Consider the following 22,424-nt stretch of genomic DNA (forward strand, 5'->3'; position numbering starts at 1 on the left):
TCTAAGCGAGCGCTTGGCAACCCTGCAATCCCCCATGGGACAGCTCACAGTTGCTGACGGGATCAGCTATCATCCGTTAGCCCCGCAGGTGGAGGCGAAGGCGGACCGATCCGACGACATTCGTGCCGCGGCGCTGGAGCTGTTCACGCGCCTCGGCTACGAGGCGACCACGATGGCCGGCATCGTGGCCGCGGTAGGCATGCGCGGCCCGAGCCTCGCGTCCGTTACCACGCCCGGCACCGGCTCGAGGCCTTCGTCGGCAACCGCGAGATCCGCAGCCTCGTCGAGCCGCATCGCGGTCGCCGACAACTCATGAGGTCCGGGCGCTATACATCTCGTATAGTCGCTGCTAGCGTCTTCGGCCATGACGAAGGAGTCGCTCGGTGAACTGGGCTTCCCGATCGCCGATGCCGCCGCCGAGGGGCGACTTCCGGGGCCAGTCACCGGGCGGTGCTCGCGCGATGCAACCCCGGTCAGGGCGCGTGAAGAGGGTCTCCCCTCCCGGTTTCGAATTCATCGACCGCTGAAATCCTTCTCGGAAGGAATCTGCCGCAATGTCCAATGATCAAATCGCTGCCACTCGGGCCGAGGTGACCGAATGGTTCTTCGAGGACTATCTGCCGCGATGGGTGGCCGTGGCTGCGGGCACGTCGGACGAGGGCCCCGAGTTCATTCATGACTACTGGGGCACCCCGTTGCACGTCACGGGGCTGGAGCAGTCCTTCTGGTGTCTCGATGACGCGAGCGTGCGCGCCTTCCTGGACCTCAACTACGCGCCGCTGCGCGAGTCCGGATACAGCCACACCGTGGTGCCCGACCGGCGTGTGCTCGTCTACAACTCCGTCGGTGCCGCCATTGAGGTGATCTGGTCGCGACGCCGCGCCGACGAGAGCGAGATCCAGCGCTGGGCGGTGCAGTTCAGCGTGGCCAAGTCCGATCGGGGCTGGCGTGTGGTCGGCATCCACTCGGCGGCGACGGACAAGAACAGGCTCGCTGAGGCCTGGCCCGCCGAATCGGCCCTGGAGGAGGCGAGCCATGGCTGAGAAGGTCTATCCGCCGCTGGTCATGCCCGACGGGGTCGGCCGGCAACAGGTCACCGTGTGGAGCAATGGCATCGCGCTCGACGCGGACGTGTACCGGCCGACGACCGTCGACCCCGACGCCGCCCTGCCCGCTGTGGTGTTGTGTCACGGGTGGGGTGGCAGCAAGCTCACCGCCGAACGCTACGCGGCGCTCTTCGCCGCAGCAGGCATGATCACCCTGACGTTCACCCAGAGCAGCTGGTTCGGCTCCGGATCTCCGCTGCAGCTGGTCGGAGACATCCCCGACCTCGATGACGGCAATGAGGCACTCACCCGGGTGCGGTTCATCCGGGAGCTGGTGGATCCGTTCGCCTGGACGGTGAACCTGCGCTCGGCCCTGGACTACATCGAAGGTGAGCCCAACGTCGATCCCGCCCGGATCGGGCTGTGGGCCACCAGCTTCGGCGGGGGCGTCGCCGTGCATCTGGCCGCCGACGACGACCGGGTCAAGGCGCTGGCGGTGCAGGTGGCCGCCATCGCCCCGCTCAGTGGACCAGTGGCAGACTTTGCCCGCAAGCGTGCGATCGACACCGCGCGCGGCGACGCGGACGCGATTCCCCAGGGCGTCGATCCCTGGCCGAACATGGCGGGCACCCCGTACCTGGCCACGTTGGCGCACTTCGACCCGCTCGCCCAGGTCGAGCGGCTGCGGATCCCCACCCTGATCATCGATGCCGGTGACGAAGACCTGTTCCCCATCGCCGACAACGGCGGCCGCGCGGCGAAAGTACTGGAGACCATTCCGGGCAGCGTCGTCGACTATCAGGTCATCCCCGGCATCGACCACTACGGCATCTATTTCGACGGCTACGAGCCGGGCAGTCGTGCTGCCCTCGCCTGGTGGGGACGTCACTTGTGACGACGCCGACCTCCCGCAGCCTTTTCGTGCCGACCACGCTGGGCCGGCTCCACGTCCAGGACGCCGGACCCGCCGACGGCCCTGTGGCGCTGTTGTGGCCGAGTCTGTTCATGGACGGCGAGAACAGCTGGGGCGCACAGCTTGCCGATCTGCACGCTCAGGGCCGGCGGACCCTGCTGGTCGACCCACCCGGTACCGGCCGCAGCGAATCGGCGTCGCGGTTGTTCACCATGGAAGAGTGCGGCGCCGCCGCCGTACAGCTTCTCGACGCTGCCGCCGTCGACCGGGCCGCCTTGCTCGGGCTGTCGTGGGGCGGCATCGTCGCCCTGCGGGTCGCGATCACCGCCCCGGACCGGGTCACCGCGCTGGTTCTGTCCAACACCACTGCGCGCAGCGTGGTCCTCCGCGAACGTCTGGCAGTCCGCCTGAACGCCCTCCTCATACGTTCCGGGATCGCCCCGGGCGGACTGGGCCGGCTGGTCGTGTCCGGAATGCTCAGCGAGCACTCCCGCAACCAGAACCCCGAGTTCACCACGCACCTCGCCCAAGCAGTCGACGCCCTCGACAAGGCAGGACTGGCCCGCGCCGTACGGTCGGTGCTGGCCGGTCGCAGCAGCGTGGTCGATGCCCTCGGGAGAATCACCGCGCCCACCCTGGTGATCGGCGGCGCCGAGGACCGGGCGTTGCCGCCAGACCCCCATTCCGGCGAACTGGCCGAACGCATCGCCGGCGCACAACTCGAGGTGTTGCCGCGTGTCGCGCACCTGGCTCCCCGCGAAGCGCCCACCGAGGTGGCGGCTTTGATCAGGAAGTTTCTCGCGCCGCTCGGTTAGCCGTCGTCAGCCGTGCTCCTGGCGACCGGCCCTGCCGGATGGGCCACGAGCTCGTGCGGCATATCGACTCGAATTATCAAACTCGGATTATCAAAAGGGAGACGAAAAGTATGGCTGAGCTGAGCTACGACGTGTACGTCTGCGACGGGGTCCCGCGCAGCCGACCCGAGAGGTTGCCCGACGGCAGCGGCATCGTGTCGTCTCCGCTGGCCTCGACGCTGATCACCGGAGAACGGGAGGCCGTGCTGGTCGACCCACCGTTCACCCGCGAACACACGCAGCAGGTCGGCGACTGGGTGGAGCGCTCCGGCAAGCGTCTGGCCTACATCTATGCGACGCATGGCCACGGCGACCACTGGTTCGGCACCGGCCAGCTCCTGGAGCGCTTTCCCGACGCCGTCCCGTACGCCACGGAAGGCACCATCGGGATCATGCGCCGCAACGTCGAAGGGCGCGAGAAGTTCTGGGACGCGGACTTCCCCGGCCTGATTCCCGACACCCCACTCGTCTACCGGCCGATCCCCGCCGGCGGGTTCGAGCTGGAGGGGCACCAGATCACGGCGGTCGAGGTCGGGCACACCGACACCGACGACACGACCGTGCTCCACGTCCCCTCGATCGGCCTGCTCGTCGGAGGCGACGTCGTCTACAACGGCGTACACCAGATGCTGCTGGAGACCCCTGGCGGCGGATTCGAGTCATGGCTTGCGGCGCTCGACGTCCTCGAGTCCCTCAACCCCCTCGCCGTGGTGGCCGGGCACAAGAACCGTGACCTGCCCGACGACCCGGCGATCATCGACCAGACCCGCCAATACCTTCGCGACGCGCAGCGGCTGCTCGCCGAGAAGCCCACACCGCAGCAGTTCTTCGACGAGATCACCACCCGCTATTCCGACCGGCTCAACGTCGGCCCCGTCTGGTACGGCGCACACGGTCTCCTGGGAGTCCCGATGCCCGTCCCGCCCGCGGGCCAACATGATTACGCCAACGAGTAGGCCCGGCACATGGCACACATCAGCAGCGACAAGCTCATCGCCCGCGGCCAGGTGCGCCTGGCCAATGTGCCCGCCACCGGCCTCCCGCGCACCTTGAGGCAGCGACTATGACCACTTCCACCTCTCCTTCAGCCGACCAAGGCCGAAGCGCGGCGGGCTTGGACGTGTCGGCAGCGTTCGCGACCACGCTGGAAACACCGCAGCACGTCCAGATCGCCGAGGAACTCGGCTTCCGGCGTGCGTGGTTGTACGACACACCGCAACAGAGCCCCGACGTGTGGATGTGTCTGGCGCTGGCCGCCGAACGCACACACTCCATCGGGCTCGGCCCCGGCGTTCTCGTCCCGGCGCTGCGCCACCCGATGGTCAGTGCGAGCGGGGCGGCGGCCCTCGAGCGTTTGGCCCCCGGACGGGTCGCGGTGGCCTTCGGCACCGGTTACACCAGCCGGCGGGCCATGGGGCAGATGCCCGCCTCGTGGACGTACATGACGCGCTACATCACGACGTTCCGCGCGCTGCTCAGAGGCGAAACGGTCGAATGGGAGGGCAGCCGGCTGCGGATGCTGCACCCCGGTGAGTCGGTGCCGAGTGCGCCGGACGCCATTCCGGTCTACATCGGAGCGATCGGTCCCAAGGGCATGGAGATAGCCGCGTCGCTGGGGGACGGCCTGTTCGTGGCCGGAGCGTCCGTGCCCGAACAGGCCAAAGGGTTCTCACACGTCTCCTACCTGGCCCTCGGGTCCGTGCTCGATGACGGTGAAGCTCTCGACAGCGACCGGCTCCGCACGGCCGCGGGCCCCGGACTGGCGCAAACCTTCCACGTCTCCTACGAACTCGGCGGCGAGGAAGCTGTCAAGGCGCTGCCCGGAGGGCCGGAGTGGCTGGCCGTCCTGCAGAACACACCGGAGGACCAACGTCACCTCGCCGTGCACAACGGACACCTGCTGCATCTGAACGACGCCGACACGGCTGCCTGGAACGCCGGGGCCCACACGCTGGTCGAGCAGGTCACGCTCACCGGCACTGCCGATGAGGTCCTGGCCAAGGTCCAGCAGCTGGCGGCGAGCGGTGTCACCGAGATCATGTACCAACCCGCCGGCGACATCCGCCGTGAGCTCGAAGCGTTCGCCGACGCGGTGGGAGTGTACGGAACGTATAGCGAGAAGTTATAGAGCCGTACAGTAGATCCATGACAACCGCAAGAACATACGGCCAGATGTGTCCGCTCGCCCGCTCCATGGACCTTCTCGGCGAGCGATGGACGATTTTGATCCTGCGCGAGCTGTGCCTCGGGCCCAAGCGGTTCAAGGACCTCCTCGAGGTACTCCCGGCCATCGGACCGAACCGCCTGACTGCCCGCCTTCGCAGCCTTGAGGCCGCGGGGGTCGTTCGCCGGGGCACGCTTCCACCCCCCGCGGGTGTGGCTGTCTATGAGCTCACCGAGCGAGGCGAGGGGCTCCGTGCCCCACTCATCGAGCTTGGACGGTGGGGCCTTGGGCTCCCGCTGTCGGCGGAAATCGATCCGGCGACCACCCGCGCGGACCTGATCGCCCTCAGCGTCTCCACCTTTGCCGCGCCGGAGAAGCTCGTCGGCCTCAAGGAGATCTACGAGCTGCATGTGGGCAGGGAGACGTTTCATGTCGAGATCGCCGATGGCCGAATGCTGACGAAGAGCGGTCCGGCGCCAGTTCGCCCCGACCTTGCGGTGACTTGCCGTTTGCGCACGTTCCTCGCTGTGGTCTTCGGCCACACCCAGGCGATCGACGCAGTCGAGTCGGGCGACCTGACGGTGACTGTCGGATCCAGCGAACTGGCCGAGCGCGCGTTTGACCTTTTGTCCGGTTCCGATCTTGGTTATCCGGTGTACCTGGGGATGTAGTGCGCGAGCGCTCCTTCCTGCCGCCGGAACGTGAAGGAGAGATGCCATGAGCTTCAACCTGGCGGCGATGCTTGTTGAGGCAACGCGCGCACAACCGCAGAGCCCGGTCCTCTGGGCGGGTGATGACAGGTGGGACTATCAGCGGCTCGACACGGAGTCGATCCGCTTCGCGAACGGACTCCTCGAGAGCGGCTGGTCAAGGGGCGATGTGGTGGCGATTCAGTCGCCCAACGTCCCGGAGTTCCTGGTCGCCTACTTCGGGACGCTCCGCGCCGGAATGGTCCTGCTGCCCCTCAATCCCCTGCTGACCGCAACGGAGACCGCGTTCATCCTCAACGACGCCCGTGCGGTGGTGCTCTTCGCGCACGAACTCGCCGTCGGTGCCGTCCTCGGGGCCAAGGAGGCGGGCATTCCACTCGTGACGGTTCCCGCAGGGATACGTCACGACGGTGACGACGGCAGGTTCTTCTCGGACTTCCTGTCGGATCACGACCATGGTGGAGCGGAAGTTGCCCCCACGGGGCCCGAGGACACCGCGGTCCTGCTCTACACGAGCGGCACCACAGGGAAACCGAAGGGGGCCGAACTCACCCACTTCCAGCTGTTCATGAACTGCACGGCAAGTGCTGACGTGTTCGAAGCGAAACAGGATGACGTCATCCTTCTCGCCTTGCCGCTGTTCCACGTCTTCGGCCTCTCCTCGCTCGCGAACTCCGCGATCCGGCGCGGCGCCTCGCTCGCACTCGTGCCCCGTTTCGAAGCCTCTGCCGTACTCGATGTCATCGAACTCAGACGCGTCTCGATCGTGGCCGGTGTGCCCACCATGCTGCACGCCCTGCTGGAGACACCCGACCGTGACCGTGATCTCAGCAGCATGCGTATGGCGCTGTGCGGAGGTTCACCGATCGCCCCGGATGTCCTCACCCGGTTCGAGGAGAGATTCGCCATCCCGGTGCTGGAAGGCTATGGGCTGACCGAGACGGCCAGCGCTGTGACGTTCAACAGAGCGGCCGGACGCAAGCCCATGTCCGTGGGCCGGCCTCTCTGGGGGACCGAGATGCGCGTGGTGGACAGCGACGGCAACCAGCTTGCGCCGGGTGCCGACCATGTCGGCGAACTCCTCGCCCGCGGACACTCGGTGATGAAGGGCTACTTGCGTCGCCCTGCCGAAACCGCCGAAGTGATCCAGGACGACTGGTTCCGCACGGGCGACCTGGGCTACGTGGACGAAGACGGCTACTACTTCGTCGTCGACCGGATCAAAGACGTGATCATCCGCGGCGGATACAACGTGTACCCGCGCGAGATCGAGGACGTGCTCTACGGGCATCCCGACATCCGTGAGGCCGCCGTCATCGGATCCCCCGACGACCGGCTCGGGGAGGAAGTCGTCGCGGTGGTCGCCCTGCGCGACGGGAGCGAGATCAGCGCCGAAGACGTCATCGGCTACTGCAAGGAGCGCCTCGCCGCCTACAAATACCCGAGGGTCGTGCGATTCGTCGAGACGCTTCCGAAGGGCCCCACGAACAAGATCCTCAAGAACGAGCTGCGCTGATTCCCTCTGGAACTGCTACGCGCCCCGCGCCAGATCCCGCGGTCCCCAAGGCAAGGCATCGGGTGCGGCCGAGCCCTTGCTCATGATCCCGCCGACCAACCGAACGGAGCAGGCCGTGAATCCCGCCCTGTCATTCGAGCCCTTGAGTCCCGTGTCGTTCCTGGACCGGTCGGCCGCGGTGTTTCCCGAGCGCACGGCTGTGATCGACGGGGACCAGCGTTTCACGTACGCACAGCTGCACGACCGGTGCCGTCGGCTCGCCGGCGTTCTTGCCCCGCTCGCGAACGGCGACCCGGTCGCGGTCCTGGCACCCAACACGCACATCATGCTCGAGGCCCACTACGGAGCCCCGTGGGCCGGTGCGCCCCTGGTCACGATCAACACCAGACTCTCCGCTCCCGAGGTGCGTTACATCCTGGAGCACTCGGAGAGCGCGGTGCTCCTGCACGACCCGCAGTTCGACGACCTCGTGGCCAAGGCGATCGACGGGATGCCGCATCCGCCCCTGATCGTGCGCGCGGGCCCCGGCGACGGCGGCGCCTACGAACAACTCCTCGCCGCCGCCGCACCGACGGCCGTCCCCTTGCCCGATGAGGGCGCGCTGCTGTCCATCAACTACACCTCCGGAACGACTGGTCGTCCCAAGGGCGTCATGTACCAACACCGTGGCGCCTATCTCCAGGCACTCGCGATGGTCACGCACACCCAGTTGAGCGCAGCGTCCGCCTACCTCTGGACGCTGCCCATGTTCCACTGCAACGGCTGGTGCTTCCCATGGGCGGTGACCGCCGCCGGCGGCACCCACGTATGCCTGCCGAGAGTGGAGGCTTCCGAGATCTGGCGGCTCATTCACGACGAACACGTCACACACCTCTGTGGTGCCCCTGCCGTGCTCTCCATGGTGGTGAACGCCCCGGCGGCCAAGCGCGACACGGACGGCGTCATCCGGTTCCTGACCGGCGGGGCGCCACCGAGCCCCACCCTGCTCGCCGCCGCGGATGACTTGCGTTTCGACGTCACGCATCTGTACGGGCTCACCGAAACGTACGGGCCGTCGGTGCTGTGCGACTGGCACCCCGAGTGGAATGGCCTCGCCCCCGAGGAACAGTCCCGGCTTCGCGCCCGGCAGGGCGTGTCCAACATCGTCGGCCTCACCGCCCGCGTGGTCGGCGACGGAGGGGACGTACCCGCGGACGGCACCACGATCGGTGAGATCAGGTTGCGCGGCAACAACCTCATGCTGGGCTACCTCAAGGACGCCGCCGCCACGGCCGCGGCCGCACCGGACGGCTGGTTCCGCACCGGCGACCTCGGTGTTCGCCACCCCGACGGATACATCGAGCTCAGGGATCGCAGCAAGGACGTCATCATCTCCGGTGGCGAGAACATCACCTCGATCGAGGTCGAACAGGCCATCGCCAGCCATCCGGCAGTCCTCGAAGTCGCCGTGGTCGGTGCCCCGGACGACCGCTGGGGCGAGGTGCCGGTCGCCTACACCGTCCTGCGCCCGGATGCGGTCGCCACCGAGCAGGAGATCATCGACCACGTCAAAGACCGCATCGCGCGATTCAAGGCGCCCAAGCGGGTCGTCTTCGGGGAACTGCCCCGAACCTCCACCGGGAAGATCCAGAAGTACCTGCTCCGCGAAGGGGAGCGGGCTGCGGGCTCAATGGCTCACCTCGCCTCCGATGGCGCGGAGGAGGAAGGGCAGTAGGCGGTCGGCCGTCTCCGCCGCCGAGCCGGCGTCCACTTCGTCCGGCGGCAGCGGGGTGAGGAAGAACCTGCTCATCATGGGACCGATGACCAGGTCGCCGAGCAGATCGGCGTGCTCGACAGGCGCGATCTCACCCCGGTCCACCGCACGTTGCACGATCTCCTCCATACGTAGGCGAACGGGCTGCACGAACGCCTTCGTGAGGGCGTCGGCCAGGGGGGCGTTGTGCCCACCCTCGGCGATCAGGGACCGCAACACCCCTCCCTCCTTCCCGGTCATCGAGGCCGCCTTGTCCCGGAGCAGGGCACGCAGGTCCCCTTCGAGGGTGCCGGTGTCGGCAGGTGCCGTGAACTCCTGGGAGTAGGCCGCGGCAGCGTCGACGACCAGGAACTCCTTGGACGGCCAGCGGCGGTAGAGGGTGGCGGTGGACACTCCGGCGCGGGCCGCGACGGCGGCGGTGGTCAGGCCGCCGTAGCCGCTCTCGCCCAGGACGGCCAGAGTCGCATCCAGCAACGCACGGTCCCGGTTGGCATCGCGGGGGCGGCCCCGGCGTGCCGCCGACTCGGTCATCGGGCATCCCCCGAGTGCCGGAGGGGTCGTTCGAAGAGTTCAGGAAGCGTGGGAGGGGTCACACCAGAAAGCCTACATCAATACGAAACGAAATACTTTCGTTTCGTATATGCTGCGGGACATGCCCACCAACAACAACGTGGACATCGACTCCACGACAGACCACGCGGCACAAACCGTCACCCGCCTGCGCGCCACCTTCACCACTGGACGCACCAAGCCCCTCTCGTGGCGGAGACAGCAACTGCACGCCCTGCGGCAGATGCTGGCCGAACATCAGGACGTGTTCGCAGACGCGCTGTACACCGACCTCGGCAAGAACGCGACCGAGTCGCACGTCATGGAGATCGGCTTCCTCCTCAAGGAGATCGACCACACCCTGCGCCACCTCGACCGGTGGACGCGCCCGAGCAAGGTCTCCGTACCTCTGGTGCTCGCGCCGGCCCGAGCCTGGACCGTTCGCGAGCCGCTGGGCACAGTGCTGATCATCAGCCCCTGGAACTACCCGCTGAATCTGGCGCTGGCGCCCCTCATCGGCGCACTGGCCGCCGGTAACTGCGTCATCCTCAAGCCCAGTGAAGTCGCCCCCGCGACCTCGGCCGCGCTCGCCCACTGGCTGCCCCGGTTCCTGGATCCGGAGGCCGTGGCCGTCGTCGAGGGGGGCGTACCGGAGACGACCGCCCTGTTGGAACAGCGGTTCGACCACATCTTCTACACCGGCAACGGCACAGTCGGACGCATCGTCATGGCCGCCGCGGCCCGCCATCTCACCCCGGTCACCCTGGAGTTGGGCGGCAAGAGTCCCGCCGTCGTCGAACCCGGCGCCGACCTCGCGACGGCCGCCCGTCGCATCGTCTGGGCCAAGTTCATGAACGCCGGCCAGACCTGCGTCGCGCCCGACTACGTGCTCGCTGTCGGACAGGCGGGCGCCGACATCGAGTCGCACCTGACCGCGGCCATCCGTGAGATGTACGGCACCGATCCGGCCCGGAGCGCCGACTACGGCAACATCATCAACGAGCGCCACTTCGACCGGCTGGCAGGTCTGCTCAACGATGGCCGGACCGTTGTCGGCGGCGAACACGACCGTCCCACCCGTTACATCGCCCCCACCGTTCTCGCGGACGTCGACCCCGACTCGGCCGTGATGCGTGACGAGATCTTCGGTCCCCTCCTGCCCATCGTCCGCGTGCCCGACCTGGACGCGGCGATCGCTTTCATCAACGAGCGGGACAAGCCGCTGGCTCTCTACGCCTTCACCGCATCCAAGCGCTCCAAGCAGCGGCTGATCGCGGAGACGTCGTCCGGCGGCCTGGTCTTCGGCGTCCCGACCGCTCAGCTCGGCGTGCCCAATCTCCCCTTCGGCGGCGTCGGCGAGAGTGGCATGGGCCAGTACCACGGCGCACACTCCCTGGACACCTTCAGCAACATCAAGTCCGTCCTCGACAAGCGGCTCACCCCGGACACCATGGGCGTGACCTATCCGCCCTACACCCGCCGCAAGGACCGCATCCTGCGAAGGATCACGTGACGGCTTGCGGCACCGTCCACCCCACCCTCTCTGCAAGTCTTCGCGAAATCTGGAGTTCATCATGGGTGGGTTTCATCCCTTCCGCGTATTGCAGGCCCGAGGCCTGTGGATCGTCAACGGCGTCGTCACGGGCGTCCTGGCCTTGTTGTTCGCGGTCCTCTACATCGGTGCCAACGTCGATCCGGTCGGCCACCTGCACAAGCTGCCCGTCGGCCTGGTCAACGCAGACAGGGGCGCGAATACCGGCGGCGAACACGTCAACCTGGGGGCGCGGACCATCGAGTCGATCACGAAATCGAATGCCGGTGGAGACGCGATCGACTGGAAGGTGATGGACGAGCAGAAGATGAACAAGGAACTCGGCCAGGGCAAGCTGTTCGGCGCGCTGGTCGTTCCCGGCGACTTCTCCTCCTCCAGCACCACGCTGATCAGCAGCGCGGCCGACAAGAACCCGGTACGCCCGACGCTGACGGTGGTGACCAACCAGTCCGCCGGAAGTCTTGGCTCCAGCCTGGCGCGGGCGGCGACGACGGAAGCGGCCAAGAACGCCTCAAGTCAGGTGGGCAGGGAGCTGAGTGCGCAGGCCGGAGCCGAGCAGACGAAGCTGTCTCCGGCGGAGCGCCTCCTACTGGCCGACCCGGCAGTCGTCACCGTGAAGGACGGGCACCCGCTTCACTCGCACAGTGGTCTCGGCATGACCGCCTTCTACTACGCGCTGGTCCTCGTGGTCTGCGGCATGCTCTCCGCCAATGTCATCAGCGGCCAGGTGGACCACGCCCTCGGCTACACCCACAACGACATGGGGCCGCTTCGCAGGCACCGCCCGCTGATCCGTGCGAGCCGAGTACAGACCCTCGCCATCGGCAGCACCCTCATGGCCGGCCTCTCGGTGCTCATGGGCAGCCTGGTGCTGGCGGGCGCGGTCGGCATGGGGATGGATGTCTCCCACCTGCCCCTGCTGTGGCTGTACTCGGTGTGCGCGATCGCGGTCGCCGGGATCGGCGGGCTGGCCCTGCTCGCTGTCTTCGGCACGCCCGGCATGCTGCTCGTTGCGCTGATCTTCGTCGCGATGGCCGTACCGACGGCCGGTGCCACCACGCCGATAGAGGCGCTGCCCGGGTTCTATCGCTTCCTCGCGGAGTTCGAGCCGCTGCGGCAGATCACCGACGGTGTCCGTTCGATCCTCTACTACGACGCCCAGGGTGACGCGGGCCTGACCCGGGGCTGGGCCATGCTGGCGGTCGGACTCGTGGCAGCTTCCCTTTTCGGCTTCGGCGCGACCCGGCTGTACGACCGGAAGGGACTGCACCGCATTCCCTCCGAGGTCGAGAAGCCGACGCAGGCCGCGGTTCCGGCGTAGCCGAACGGGTCGGACGCGGCTGCGAACAGGCGGCACCGCCTGCACCCCGCCGAGCCTGGGCAGACCGTCTTCGATGTCCTTGGCGCGGTGGCGCGGTGGCGCCGGACCGGTTGAGCAGCGGTGCGGTCGATGTCGACGCCGTCGGCGATCACCATATGGCGGCCGCGGCGGCGGAAGTCGTCGACCGTGCGGCGATCTCCTCGGTGGACAGTTCGCGCGGTATCACGAGGTGGCCGACCGTCACCGCTGTCGACTCTTTGGATTACGTTCGCAATACCATACACTGGCGAAGGCGGTTCAGGGCGACGGTCCTTCCGGCCGACGAAGGAGCGTGTGCGGTGGTGCGGTACATAAAAGAGCACAAGTCGGAGACGAGGCGGCGGATCATCGAAACGGCGGGCCGCCGGTTCAAGCAAGACGGTATCGACGGCTCCGGGGTCTCCACGCTCATGAAGGACGCGGGACTGACCAACGGCGCCTTCTACGCTCACTTCGCGTCCAAAGACGACCTCGTCACCACGGCAATCGCCGACCAGTTGAAGGTGCAGGCCGAGAACGTCGTCGCGCTGGCCGCGCCCGGCCGTGCCGGACTCGAGCAGATCGTGCGCGGATACCTGTCACCCCAGCACCGCGACAGCCTTGGCGACGGCTGCCCCAACGCCGCCCTTCTCGACGAGATCGGGCGCTGCGCCGACACCACCAGGCAGGCGTACACCGACGGCGTGCTGGTCCTCATCGAGGGCTTTGCCGCCCGCATGACGCCCGAGGCCCCGTCCTCCGCACGCGTGAAGGCACTCAGCCTCCTCAGCCTGATGGCCGGGACGCTGCAGCTCGCCCGCGCCTTGACCGACAGCCAACTCGCCGAAGAACTCCTCGAACAGGGAGTGAACAACGCCCTCGCCCTGCTGGACGCCTGGCAGCGCGTCTGACGCACCACATCCCTGACCTCAGGCTGTGGCGTGAGACAGTCCGAGCCGACAGATTCTTCTAGTCGGGAGCCGGCCGAGGCCACCGGGTAGCACCTCCTGCGTCGCCGCTCAAGCCGCTTCATGCCGCTTTCATGCCGTCATCTCAGCCCCTGGTGTGGGAGCAACCGCAGGCCGCACCTCGGGCGTGGAGGTGCAAGGCCTCGGGGCAGCGGGCTCTGGCCAGGCATGAGTGCGGTGTGGGTTCAAGCGGTGCGCCGTTTCATCGCCGCGCTCGCGGATTGGCAGGTGCAGTGGTGCTCAGTGCGTGGGGGTCAGGGCGCCGCGGAAGGTGCGCCGGTAGGCGAGTGGTGAGACGCCGATGGCGGCGTGCAGGTGCTCCCGTAGCGATGTGCCGCCGGCGAAGCCGACTTGACCGGCGATCTCGTCCACCGGCAGATCGGTGGTCTCCAGGAGGTGCCGTGCACGGTCGACGCGCTGCTGGATCAGCCAGCGTCCCGGGCTCATGCCCACCTCTTCGGCGAAGCGGCGGGCGAAGGTGCGCAGGCTCATGTGGGAGTGCTCGGCGAGGTCCGCCAGGACCATCGGCTCGTGGAGGTTCTCCAACGCCCACTGGCGGGCGGCGGCCGTTCCGCTGGCCGTGGTTGCGGGCGCCGGGTGCTGGATGTACTGCGCCTGACCTCCGTCGCGCCATGGAGGGACGATGCACATGCGGGCCACCTGGTTGGCGACTTCGCTGCCATGGTCCTTGCGGATGAGGTGCAGGCAGACATCGAGCCCGGAGGCGGCGCCTGCCGAGGTCAGGATGTCCCCGTCGTCGATGAACAGGGCGTCCGGATCGAGTGCGACCTGTGGGAACCATGAGCGGAAGAGGTCCGCGACCACCCAGTGGGTGGTGGCCGGCCGGCCGTCGAGGAGACCCGCCGCGGCGAGGACGAAGGCGCCGGTGCAGATCGATACGAGGCGACTGCCCGGAGCCGCGGACACGAGCGCCTGCGTCACGGCTTCCGACACATCGCGGGTCACTGATGTGGAGGTGAAAGGTGGGATGACGACGGTGTCGGCGGTGCGCAGTACATCCGGGCCATGCTCGACGGTGATCGAGAAGTCGGAGTTGGTGCGGACCGGGCGGCCGTCGACGGTGCAGGTGAGGACCTCGTAGCGGCCGTCTGCGGCCCCGAAGACCCGGCTGGGGATGCCCAGTTCGAAGGGGTACACCCCGTCGATGGCCAGAACTACGACTCGGTGAAGATGCTCCATGGCGCGATCCCGTCGAAAGTTGGCATTCGTGCCATTGTAGCGTGCGGCGGCGGCAGCCAGGCTCGACATATGACGCACACCGCCACCAGGCGGCCCACCGATCAACACCTCTACGATCCCCCCGAGTTCGGAGAAGAGAGCCCCGTGAACACCACCGCATCCGCCGGCCGCCGCACCCTCGCCGCCGCACTCATGGCTGTCGCCCTCACCGGTGCCGCCGCCGTACCCGCCGTCGCTTCCGCCGCGCATCGCGAAGCTCCCGGCCGCGATCGAGCCGCGGAAATTTCCAGCGCCGGATACGGCGACAGCGCCCGGCTCGGCTACCAGAAGGCGGTCGCCGTCCAGGTCCTCAAGGGCGTGTTCGAGCGAGGGGACATGTCCGTCATTGACCGTTTCGTGCGGCCGGACTACATCCAGCACAACCCGCTGGCCCCCGATGGCGCCGAGGCCTTCAAGGCGTTCGGTGCCGCCTGGCGTCAGCAGTACCCGGACACCGCGTACAACGTCAAGCGGGTCATCTCCGAGGGTGACCTGGTGTTCGTGCACTCCAACGTCGTCCCGGCTCCTGGCAGCCGTGGGATCGCCGAAGGCCACATCTTCCGTTTCGAGGGCGGAAAGATCGCCGAACACTGGGACGTGCTGCAGGCTGTGCCGGCGACCACGGCCAACGGCAACGACATGTTCTCCACGGTCAGCCGACCGCAGACCGAGACACCGGGTCCCACGCGGCTCACCGCGTACAACAAGAAGCTGGTCACCGCATTCTTCGACCGGCTCCTGGTGAGGAAGGACCTGTCCGCCATCGATGCGTACGTGGGCTCTGAGTACCACCAGCACAGCCCGGCCGTCCCCGACGGCGTGGCAGGTGTGAAGGCCGGGCTCGGCGGCTACTTCGCACAGTTCCCGCAGCTGAGGATCACCCCGAAGCGGGTCATCGCCGAGGGTGACCTGGTGGCCATTCACAGCCACTACGTCAACACGCCGGGCGAGCGAGGCCGGGCCATCGTGGACATCTTCCGGGTGCGGGGCGGAAAGATCGTCGAGCACTGGGATTCCGTGCAGGACGTGCCGGAGACCTCCGCCAACGACAACACCATGTTCTGACGACGAAGTGCTCAGGGTTCCGGGGACAGGCACCGGAACTCTGAGTACTGCTTTTCACGCGTCGGCTCCCTCCAGAAGCCCGAAGGAGCATCGGCCCCGCCAGTTCGCCTGGGTTGCGGCAAACGCAATGAATCAACGAATGTACGTCGTGGCGTGATCCCGTTGAAAGTTGGCATTCACGCCATGGCGCCGAGGGGTGGCGGGCAGCGACGCTGGAGGCATGACGAATTCCAGTACCGCCACCATGCGCGCCATCCGCCAGGACACCCACGGCTCCCCCGAGGTGCTCAAGGAAGTCGAACTGCCCCGGCCCGAGCCGGGGTTGAGTGAGATCCTGATCGCCGTCCGCGCCGCCGGCGTCAACCCGACCGACTGGTGGAACCGCGCCCAGTCCATGACCGCGGGCGGCCTGCCCCTCATCCTGGGCTGGGACGTCTCCGGAGTCGTCGAGGCCGTCGGCACCGGCGTCACCCTGTTCAAGCCGGGCGACGAGGTCTTCGGCATGCTGCCCTACCCCCACGGAGTCGGCGCCCACGCCGAGTACGTGACCGCCACCGCCCGCTCCTTCGTCCACAAGCCCGCCGCCATCGACCACGTCCAGGCCGGCGCCCTGCCGCTCGCCGCCCTGACCGCTTACCAGGCACTCGTCGACACCGCCGACGTCCAGCCCGGGCAGCGCGTCCTCATCCACGCCGCGGCCGGCGGCGTCGGCCATCTCGCCGTCCAGATCGCCAAGTCCCGCGGCGCATACGTCATCGGCACCGCCAGCGCCGCCAAGCACGACTTCCTGCGTTCGATCGGAGTGGACGAGGCCATCGACTACCACACGGTTGACTTCACTGAGGCCGTCAAGGACGTCGACGTTGTCCTCGACCCGATCTCGCTGGACACCGCCGCCCGCGCCCGCTCCCTCGCCCTCCTGCGCCCGGGCGGCACCCTCGTCTCGATCCTTCCGGTACCCATCGACCCCGACGAGCTGGCGGACATCGCCGAGCGGGGCATCCGCTACGAGTCCCTCCTCGTCGAGTCCGACCGCGCCGGCATGCAGGCCATCTCCGACCTGGTCGAAACCGGCACCCTGCGCGCCCACATCGAGGCCACCTTCCCCCTCGCCGAGGCCGCCAAGGCCCACGCCCTGGGCGAGACCGGCCGCACCACCGGCAAGATCGTGCTGACCGTGGAGGGGACGGTGAAGACGCAGATTGCCGCCCAAGTCCTCAAGACTGTGTTCGACGGGGGCGACACGACTGTCGTCGAGCGCCATGTGCGGCCGGACTACATCCAGCACAACCCGCTGGCCCCTGACGGCCCCGAGGCCATGAAGGCGTTCGGCGCCGGCATGCGAGCTCAGTTCCCGGACGCCACGTTCGACGTGTTGCGGGTCCTGTCCGAGGGCGACCTGGTGCTCCTGCACTCCCGTGGCGTACTCGTGCCCGGTACCCCCGGGACGGCCGTCTTCGACATCTTCCGCTTCCAGGACGGGAAGATCGCCGAGCACTGGGACATCCTCCAGGAGGTGCCGGCGACCACGGCCAACGGCAACGACATGTTCTCCACCCTCTCCGGGCCGCAGGTCGAGGTGCCAGGGCAGCGGTGGTCCACCGCCTACAACAAGAAGCTGGTCACCGCGTTCGTCGACCAGATCCTGGTCCGAAAGGACCTGGCCGCCATCGACACTTACGTGGGCCCCGAATACCACCAGCACAGCCCGAACTTCCCCGACGGCGTGGCTGGTGTGAAGGCCGGAGCGGGCGCGTACTTCGAGCAGTTCCCGCAGCTGACGATCACCCCGAAGCGGATCATCGCCGAGGGCGACCTGGTGGCCGTCCACAGCCACTACGTCGAGACCCCGGGCGAGCGCGGCCGGGCGGTCATCGACCTCTTCCGGGTCAGGGACGGAAAGATCGTCGAGCACTGGGACGCCGTGCAGGACGTGCCGGAGACCGCCGCCAACGACAACACGATGTTCTGACGGCCTCAGGGGTCGTAGCGGTCGCGCTACGACCCCTGGTCAGCGCCTCGGTGATGAGGTCTGTGCACGGGCCGACAAGGACCGCATCGGCACGTTCGCCGAACTCGTCGCAGTGCACCAGGACGATGTGGCGATCAAGCCGGCCAGGCTCAGTGATCACCTTCGGAAACCGCGGGGTGGGCGGGTCGGGCGGCTCCACGCCTGCAGTGTGTCGAGCTCTGACGCGAGGACCCTGTGGTCGCAGGCTTCCATCAGGGCTCGTTTCACTCCCACCGTCTCCTGGGACTGGTGGTAGCAGTGGCCGCGGGTGATGGCGGTCGTCGAGGCGAACAGCGTGTCGGCGCGCAGCTGTTGACCGCATCGATGGTCCGGATGCCGAGGAACGCGTCGTAGGCGGGGTAGTACGCGCCGCCGAGTGAGATGAGCTCGATTCCCGGGCTGCGGTGGTGCTGTCGTCGACGATGAGGGACTGCCCGGGTTGACGAGGCCAAGTGCGGCACGGGCGAGTGCGCTCTTCGCCGGCGCCATGGACTGGGTGCGTGCCGGATGTCGCCGTGGAACGCCGTCGACGGTTGTGCGGTCGCCCCGCCGCGGACTTTCCAGCCACCCCTGCCCTCCAGGTAGTCGAGATCCCGGCGGATGGTCATCGGTGTCACGCCCAGCTCGTCGGCGAGCCGCTCGATGCGGACGAAGCCTTCGTCGACGACGCGGCTCTTGATCCGCTCCCGCCTCGCGCGCGTGACTGGCGAAGGCGGTCGTGTGGGTCATGAGGGCTGGCTCCGTCTCTCGCGGTGGCGGAATCGTCGGGAGGGCCTCATGGGTCGATCAGTCGGGTGTCTCGGCCGAGTCGGCCGGCTCGGAATCGTCGGCCGGCGCGGACTGCTCGAGGTCGTCGTTGGTCGCGGCCCAGCTGGCCAGCAGGTTCAGGGCGTCCTGCGAGGGTGACGCGGGCTCGGCGGTGTAGGTGAGGAGGACCTGGCTGGAGTCGCCGCCCACCGGGAAGGTCTCGAAGGGCAGGTCGAGGTCGCCGACGACCGGGTGGTGCAGGAGCTTCACTCCGGTGGTGTGCATGCGGACGTTGTGGGCGGCCCAGCGGTGACGGAACTCCTCGCTGCGGGTGGACAGTTCGCCGATCAGGTCGGTCAGTCGCCGGTCGTAGAGATCGCGGCCGGCCTCGGCGCGCAGCATGGCGACACAGTCGCCTGCGACCTGGTTCCAGTCGCGGAAGAACTCGGTCGCGCGCGGGTCGAGGAAGACGAACCGGGCGTTGTTGGGCGGGCGCGCCGGGTCGGCGTAGACCGGGGAGAACAGGGCGCGCCCGAGGTCGTTGGTGGCCAGGATGTCCCCGCGTCCGTTGAGGATGAACGCGGGTGTGCCGGTCATGGAGTCGAGGACGCGCTGCACCGCGGGCCGCACGTGCTGCTGGGCGGGTCGGCGGCGTGGCGGGCGGGTGGTGCCGGCGCCGCGCAGGAGGTCGATCAGGTGGATTCGCTCGGCCTCGTCGAGCTGCAAGGCTCGCGCGATGCCTTCGATGACGCTCTCGGAGACGCCGGTGGCGTTGCCGCGCTCCAGCCGGGTGTAGTACTCGCTGGAGATGCCCGCGAGTAGGGCTACCTCCTCCCGGCGCAGCCCGGTGACCCGTCGGCGGTCTCCGCCGTATGTGGGTAGTCCGGCCTGTTCGGGGGTGACCCTGGCCCTTCGCGTGCCCAGGAATTCCCGGATCTGGTCGCGAACATTGTCACGGATGTCGCGGTTGGTGTCATGTGGGTCGTTTCTGCCTGCCATGCGTTTCACTCTACGAGCGCTTCCGCCGGGTTGGGGGTCCCTGCCAGTGACCCCCTCATCAGGGACTCCCACGCCCCCGTGACAACGGGTTTTGTTGGTGGTGCATCGCCCCCCGGCGGTGTGAATGGCCTGGATACGGCGGTGCTTGTGCCGCCGGTCCCCAGTCCCTTCGCGGCGTCGTCGGCGCCGTGATCACCGTACTCAGAAGGACGATCATGCGTCGATACACCAGGCCGGCCGCGGTAGTCACAGCGCTGGGAGCGCTCAGCCTCGCGGCCTTCGGAGCGGGAGCCGCGGACGCGACCGGCACGGCCGACCGGAAGACCGGTTCCGGGTCGCCGTCTCGCGTCACGGCGGATTCCGTCTCCTGGAACCACGGGACCGCTCAGGTGAACAAGCGCATCATCGAGCGCTACACCAGTGAGTACCTGCCCGGTCGCGATCCCGCTCTGGCGAGCAAGTTCGTCAGCCCGGACATCGTCGTGCACTCCGGCGGTCAGACGTGGCAGGGCCGGGACACCTATCTCGGCATCGTCGCGGCGAACCTGACGGCGTTCCCCGACCTCAAGTGGACGGTGCAGGACATGCGGGCCGAGGGTGACACCGTGGCCGTCCGCTACACCATGACGGGCACCCACGAAGGACCCTTCGCCGGCGTCGAGGCCACGGGCAAGGCGATCCGCTCGGAGAGCATGGCCTTCTACCGCCTGTCCCACGGCAAGATCGTCGAGGAGCGTGCCCAGCTCGACATGCTCGGCATCCTCCGGCAGATGGGCGCCATCCCCGCCGCATAGCGGCGGAGCGCGGTACTTCACCCGCCTCCGCTCCTCCCCCGCCGACGCGATGACCGCCGCTCGGCACGCACAAGGCTGCCCCCGCGGCCCTGCGCCGCACCCGCAGTGAACCGAAGAAGACAACCAAGGAACAGGACACCCCCCCATGGCATCGAAACTGACCGGCACCGTCGCTCTCGTCACCGGTGCGAGCAGCGGGATCGGCGAGGCCACCGCCCGCCAACTCGCCGAGCTCGGCGCGTCCGTGGCCCTGGTGGCCCGCCGCAAGGACCGTCTGGACGCACTCGCCGCCGAGATCGAGAAGGCCGGCGGCACCGCGCTGGTGGTGGAGGCCGACATCACCGACCGCGCCCAGGCAGAGGCGGCCGTCGAGCAGACCGTCGAGCACTTCGGTCGGCTGGACACCCTGGTCAACAACGCCGGCCTGATGCTCCTGGGCCCAGTCGTCGGCGCGGACGCCGAAGAGTGGGAGCGCATGATCGCCATCAACGTCAAGGGCCTGCTCTACACCACCCGCGCCGCCCTCCCGCACCTGCTCAAGGCCGCCGAGGACGGTACGCGCCGGGTCGCCGACATCGTCAACATCAGCTCCGTCGCCGGCCGCGTCGCCATGAACGGCCTCGGCGTCTACAACCTCACCAAGTTCGGGGTGAACGGCTTCACCGAGTCCCTGCGCCAGGAAGTCACCCAGAGGCACGTCCGCGTCGGTGTCCTGGAGCCGGGTGGCGTGTACACCGAGCTGGCCTCGCACAACAAGCCCGAGATCCAGGACGCGATGATCACCCCCCTCCTCGGGGTGGTCGAGTTCCTCGCCCCCGAGGACATCGCCGACGGCGTTGCCTACATGGTCACGCGCCCCCGGCATGCCTCCATCGCCGACCTGTGGATCATGCCCACCGAGTCGGCCTGACGCCGTCCGGCCCGGCCGGCCCATCCCCGCTGGTCGGCCGCCGGGAACGCACGGCGCATCACCACCGCACACACCAGATGCCAGATCACGGCACCTGAAAGGAACCCCCATGAGCAAGGTCATTCTCGTCACCGGTGCCGGACGCGGTCTGGGCACGGACATCGCCCGCGAGGCCCTTGCGGCCGGTCTCCAGGTCGTCGCCACCGGCCGCCGCCCCGAGGAGGTCGAGAAGACCTTGGGCGGGCCGCGGGACAACCTCCTGGTCACCAGGCTCGACGTCACCAGCCTGGACGACGCCGAGGCCGCCGCGCAGGCCGCCGTCGAGCGCTTCGGCCGCATCGACGTCCTGGTCAACAACGCCGGGAACCTGTTCACCGGCTACTTCGAGGAGATCTCGCCCGCGCAGATGCGCCGGCAGTTCGAGACGAACCTCTTCGGCCCGATGAACGTCACCCGCGCCGTCCTGCCGATCATGCGGAAGCAGCGTGCCGGCCACGTCATCACCATCACCTCGACGGCCGGCCTGGTCGGCATGGAGTTCACCTCCGCCTACGCCGCCTCCAAGTTCGCGGAAGAGGGCTGGATGGAGTCCCTGCGCTACGACGTCGAGCCGTACAACATCCACACCACGGTCGTGGAACCCGGCTACTTCCGCACCGAACTCCTCGTGGACGGCTCCACCAACTGGCCCGAGTTGTCCATCGACGACTACGCCCCGCGCACCGCCCCGCGGATCGAGGGCATGAAGAGCATGAACGGCAAGCAGCCCGGCGACCCCGCCAAACTCGCCCGCGCCCTGCTCACCATCGCCGGACAGGACAAGCCCCTGCAGCGCTTCGTCGCCGGCGCGGACGCCATCGAGGCCGCCGAGGCCAAGGCGAAGGAGCTCCTCGCCCAGGCCGAAGCCTCCCGCGAACTCGGCGACAACCTCTCCTACGACGACACCCACGCCTGAGAGGGGCAATAGGCGGTACACGTGGTGGGCCCGAGCCGTCGAGGTCTCCCCTCGCCCTGAGCAAACACCCCACATTCCAAGGTCCGCCGGCTGGTGGCGCACCGCACTCATCGCGACCGCTGACCGGGCTTGAGGGCCGTTACGACAAGGAGTACCTGATGAAGCACGTATCGCTGGGCGGGCTCGATGTCTCGCGCATCGGCCTGGGCGCCATGACCATGGCCGGCACCTACACCACCGGCGGAGGGCTCGATGACGCCGAGTCGATCCGCACCATCCACCGGGCCCTGGACCTCGGGGTCACCCACATCGACACCGCCGAGATCTACGGCCCCTTCCA

21 protein-coding genes and 3 pseudogenes are annotated in these 22,424 nt (G+C 68.1%); 20 read left to right on the forward strand and 4 right to left on the reverse strand.

Annotated elements, in window-relative coordinates:
* Positions 1–34 precede the first annotated feature (34 nt).
* From AB0I77_RS50645 to AB0I77_RS50685, 9 genes are all read left to right on the forward strand, one after another.
* A complete protein-coding gene (locus AB0I77_RS50645) occupies positions 35–316 on the forward strand; it encodes a TetR/AcrR family transcriptional regulator (protein WP_363289791.1) in 282 nt (93 codons plus the stop codon).
* 238 nt (positions 317–554) lie between these two features.
* Positions 555–1,043 carry a hypothetical protein gene (locus tag AB0I77_RS50650; RefSeq protein ID WP_363289792.1) on the forward strand — a complete coding sequence of 163 codons (489 nt, stop codon included), beginning with the start codon at positions 555–557 and terminating at the stop codon, positions 1,041–1,043.
* On the forward strand, positions 1,036–1,941 hold the full coding sequence (locus AB0I77_RS50655) for an alpha/beta hydrolase (protein WP_363289793.1): 906 nt from the start codon (positions 1,036–1,038) through the stop codon (positions 1,939–1,941). The genes AB0I77_RS50650 and AB0I77_RS50655 overlap by 8 nt, the downstream gene beginning before the upstream one ends.
* Positions 1,938–2,774: an alpha/beta fold hydrolase gene (locus tag AB0I77_RS50660; protein ID WP_363289794.1), complete on the forward strand. Its 837-nt coding sequence runs from the start codon at positions 1,938–1,940 to the stop codon at positions 2,772–2,774. The genes AB0I77_RS50655 and AB0I77_RS50660 overlap by 4 nt, the downstream gene beginning before the upstream one ends.
* 110 nt (positions 2,775–2,884) lie before the next feature.
* Positions 2,885–3,769 carry an MBL fold metallo-hydrolase gene (locus AB0I77_RS50665; protein WP_363289795.1) on the forward strand — a complete coding sequence of 295 codons (885 nt, stop codon included), beginning with the start codon at positions 2,885–2,887 and terminating at the stop codon, positions 3,767–3,769.
* A gap of 164 nt (positions 3,770–3,933) precedes the next feature.
* Positions 3,934–4,941, forward strand: a complete 1,008-nt coding sequence (locus AB0I77_RS50670) for an LLM class flavin-dependent oxidoreductase (protein WP_363289796.1) — start codon at positions 3,934–3,936, stop codon at positions 4,939–4,941.
* A 17-nt stretch (positions 4,942–4,958) separates the two neighbouring features.
* Complete coding sequence (locus AB0I77_RS50675) at positions 4,959–5,648, forward strand: winged helix-turn-helix transcriptional regulator (protein ID WP_363289797.1); 690 nt, start codon at positions 4,959–4,961, stop codon at positions 5,646–5,648.
* A gap of 46 nt (positions 5,649–5,694) precedes the next feature.
* Positions 5,695–7,203, forward strand: a complete 1,509-nt coding sequence (locus tag AB0I77_RS50680) for a long-chain fatty acid--CoA ligase (RefSeq protein ID WP_363289798.1) — start codon at positions 5,695–5,697, stop codon at positions 7,201–7,203.
* 115 nt (positions 7,204–7,318) lie between these two features.
* The gene (locus AB0I77_RS50685; protein ID WP_363289799.1) at positions 7,319–8,917 is read left to right on the forward strand and encodes an AMP-binding protein; all 1,599 of its coding nucleotides are present in this window, start codon (positions 7,319–7,321) and stop codon (positions 8,915–8,917) included.
* On the opposite strand, the gene AB0I77_RS50690 is transcribed toward AB0I77_RS50685, so the two are convergent.
* A complete protein-coding gene (locus AB0I77_RS50690) occupies positions 8,870–9,487 on the reverse strand; it encodes a TetR/AcrR family transcriptional regulator (RefSeq protein ID WP_363289800.1) in 618 nt (205 codons plus the stop codon). The two genes, AB0I77_RS50685 and AB0I77_RS50690, sit on opposite strands and share 48 nt — an antisense overlap.
* Before the next feature lie 121 nt (positions 9,488–9,608).
* Between AB0I77_RS50690 and AB0I77_RS50695 the strand changes: the two genes are divergently transcribed.
* From AB0I77_RS50695 to AB0I77_RS50705, 3 genes are all read left to right on the forward strand, one after another.
* Positions 9,609–11,018, forward strand: coding sequence for an aldehyde dehydrogenase family protein (locus tag AB0I77_RS50695; protein ID WP_363289801.1), 1,410 nt, complete (start codon positions 9,609–9,611; stop codon positions 11,016–11,018).
* A gap of 61 nt (positions 11,019–11,079) precedes the next feature.
* A complete protein-coding gene (locus tag AB0I77_RS50700; protein ID WP_363289802.1) occupies positions 11,080–12,378 on the forward strand; it encodes a DUF3533 domain-containing protein in 1,299 nt (432 codons plus the stop codon).
* 338 nt (positions 12,379–12,716) lie between these two features.
* Positions 12,717–13,307, forward strand: a complete 591-nt coding sequence (locus AB0I77_RS50705) for a TetR/AcrR family transcriptional regulator (RefSeq protein WP_363289812.1) — start codon at positions 12,717–12,719, stop codon at positions 13,305–13,307.
* 297 nt (positions 13,308–13,604) lie between these two features.
* Here the strand turns inward: AB0I77_RS50705 and AB0I77_RS50710 are convergent, their stop codons facing one another.
* Positions 13,605–14,564, reverse strand: a complete 960-nt coding sequence (locus tag AB0I77_RS50710) for a helix-turn-helix domain-containing protein (protein ID WP_363289803.1) — start codon at positions 14,562–14,564, stop codon at positions 13,605–13,607.
* A gap of 144 nt (positions 14,565–14,708) precedes the next feature.
* Between AB0I77_RS50710 and AB0I77_RS50715 the strand changes: the two genes are divergently transcribed.
* The 4 genes and pseudogenes from AB0I77_RS50715 to AB0I77_RS50730 all read left to right on the forward strand — a co-directional run.
* A complete protein-coding gene (locus AB0I77_RS50715) occupies positions 14,709–15,668 on the forward strand; it encodes a nuclear transport factor 2 family protein (RefSeq protein ID WP_363289804.1) in 960 nt (319 codons plus the stop codon).
* Between the two features lie 244 nt (positions 15,669–15,912).
* Positions 15,913–16,851: pseudogene (locus AB0I77_RS50720) on the forward strand (NADP-dependent oxidoreductase); the annotation flags it as partial.
* A gap of 33 nt (positions 16,852–16,884) precedes the next feature.
* Positions 16,885–17,640: pseudogene (locus AB0I77_RS50725) on the forward strand (nuclear transport factor 2 family protein); the annotation flags it as partial.
* Positions 17,641–17,686: 46 nt separating this feature from the next.
* A pseudogene (locus AB0I77_RS50730) lies at positions 17,687–17,794 on the forward strand (NADP-dependent oxidoreductase); the annotation flags it as partial.
* A 109-nt stretch (positions 17,795–17,903) separates the two neighbouring features.
* Here AB0I77_RS50730 and AB0I77_RS50735 read toward each other — a convergent pair.
* Together AB0I77_RS50735 and AB0I77_RS50740 are read right to left on the reverse strand one after the other, a co-directional pair.
* Positions 17,904–18,359, reverse strand: a complete 456-nt coding sequence (locus tag AB0I77_RS50735) for a DeoR family transcriptional regulator (RefSeq protein WP_363289813.1) — start codon at positions 18,357–18,359, stop codon at positions 17,904–17,906.
* Between the two features lie 106 nt (positions 18,360–18,465).
* Positions 18,466–19,425 carry a helix-turn-helix transcriptional regulator gene (locus AB0I77_RS50740; RefSeq protein WP_363289805.1) on the reverse strand — a complete coding sequence of 320 codons (960 nt, stop codon included), beginning with the start codon at positions 19,423–19,425 and terminating at the stop codon, positions 18,466–18,468.
* 215 nt (positions 19,426–19,640) lie between these two features.
* Here AB0I77_RS50740 and AB0I77_RS50745 point away from each other — a divergent pair, with 215 nt between their 5' ends.
* From AB0I77_RS50745 to AB0I77_RS50760, 4 genes are all read left to right on the forward strand, one after another.
* Positions 19,641–20,219, forward strand: coding sequence for an ester cyclase (locus AB0I77_RS50745; protein ID WP_363289806.1), 579 nt, complete (start codon positions 19,641–19,643; stop codon positions 20,217–20,219).
* Positions 20,220–20,364: 145 nt separating this feature from the next.
* A complete protein-coding gene (locus AB0I77_RS50750) occupies positions 20,365–21,129 on the forward strand; it encodes an SDR family NAD(P)-dependent oxidoreductase (RefSeq protein WP_363289807.1) in 765 nt (254 codons plus the stop codon).
* Between the two features lie 109 nt (positions 21,130–21,238).
* Positions 21,239–22,084, forward strand: a complete 846-nt coding sequence (locus AB0I77_RS50755) for an SDR family oxidoreductase (RefSeq protein ID WP_363289808.1) — start codon at positions 21,239–21,241, stop codon at positions 22,082–22,084.
* A 158-nt stretch (positions 22,085–22,242) separates the two neighbouring features.
* A partial coding sequence (locus AB0I77_RS50760; protein ID WP_363289809.1) for an aldo/keto reductase occupies positions 22,243–22,424 on the forward strand: 182 nt, incomplete at its 3' end.

Origin of the sequence: Streptomyces sp. NPDC050619 (assembly GCF_040654815.1) — a bacterium.
Taxonomy (GTDB): Bacteria; Actinomycetota; Actinomycetes; order Streptomycetales; family Streptomycetaceae; genus Streptomyces.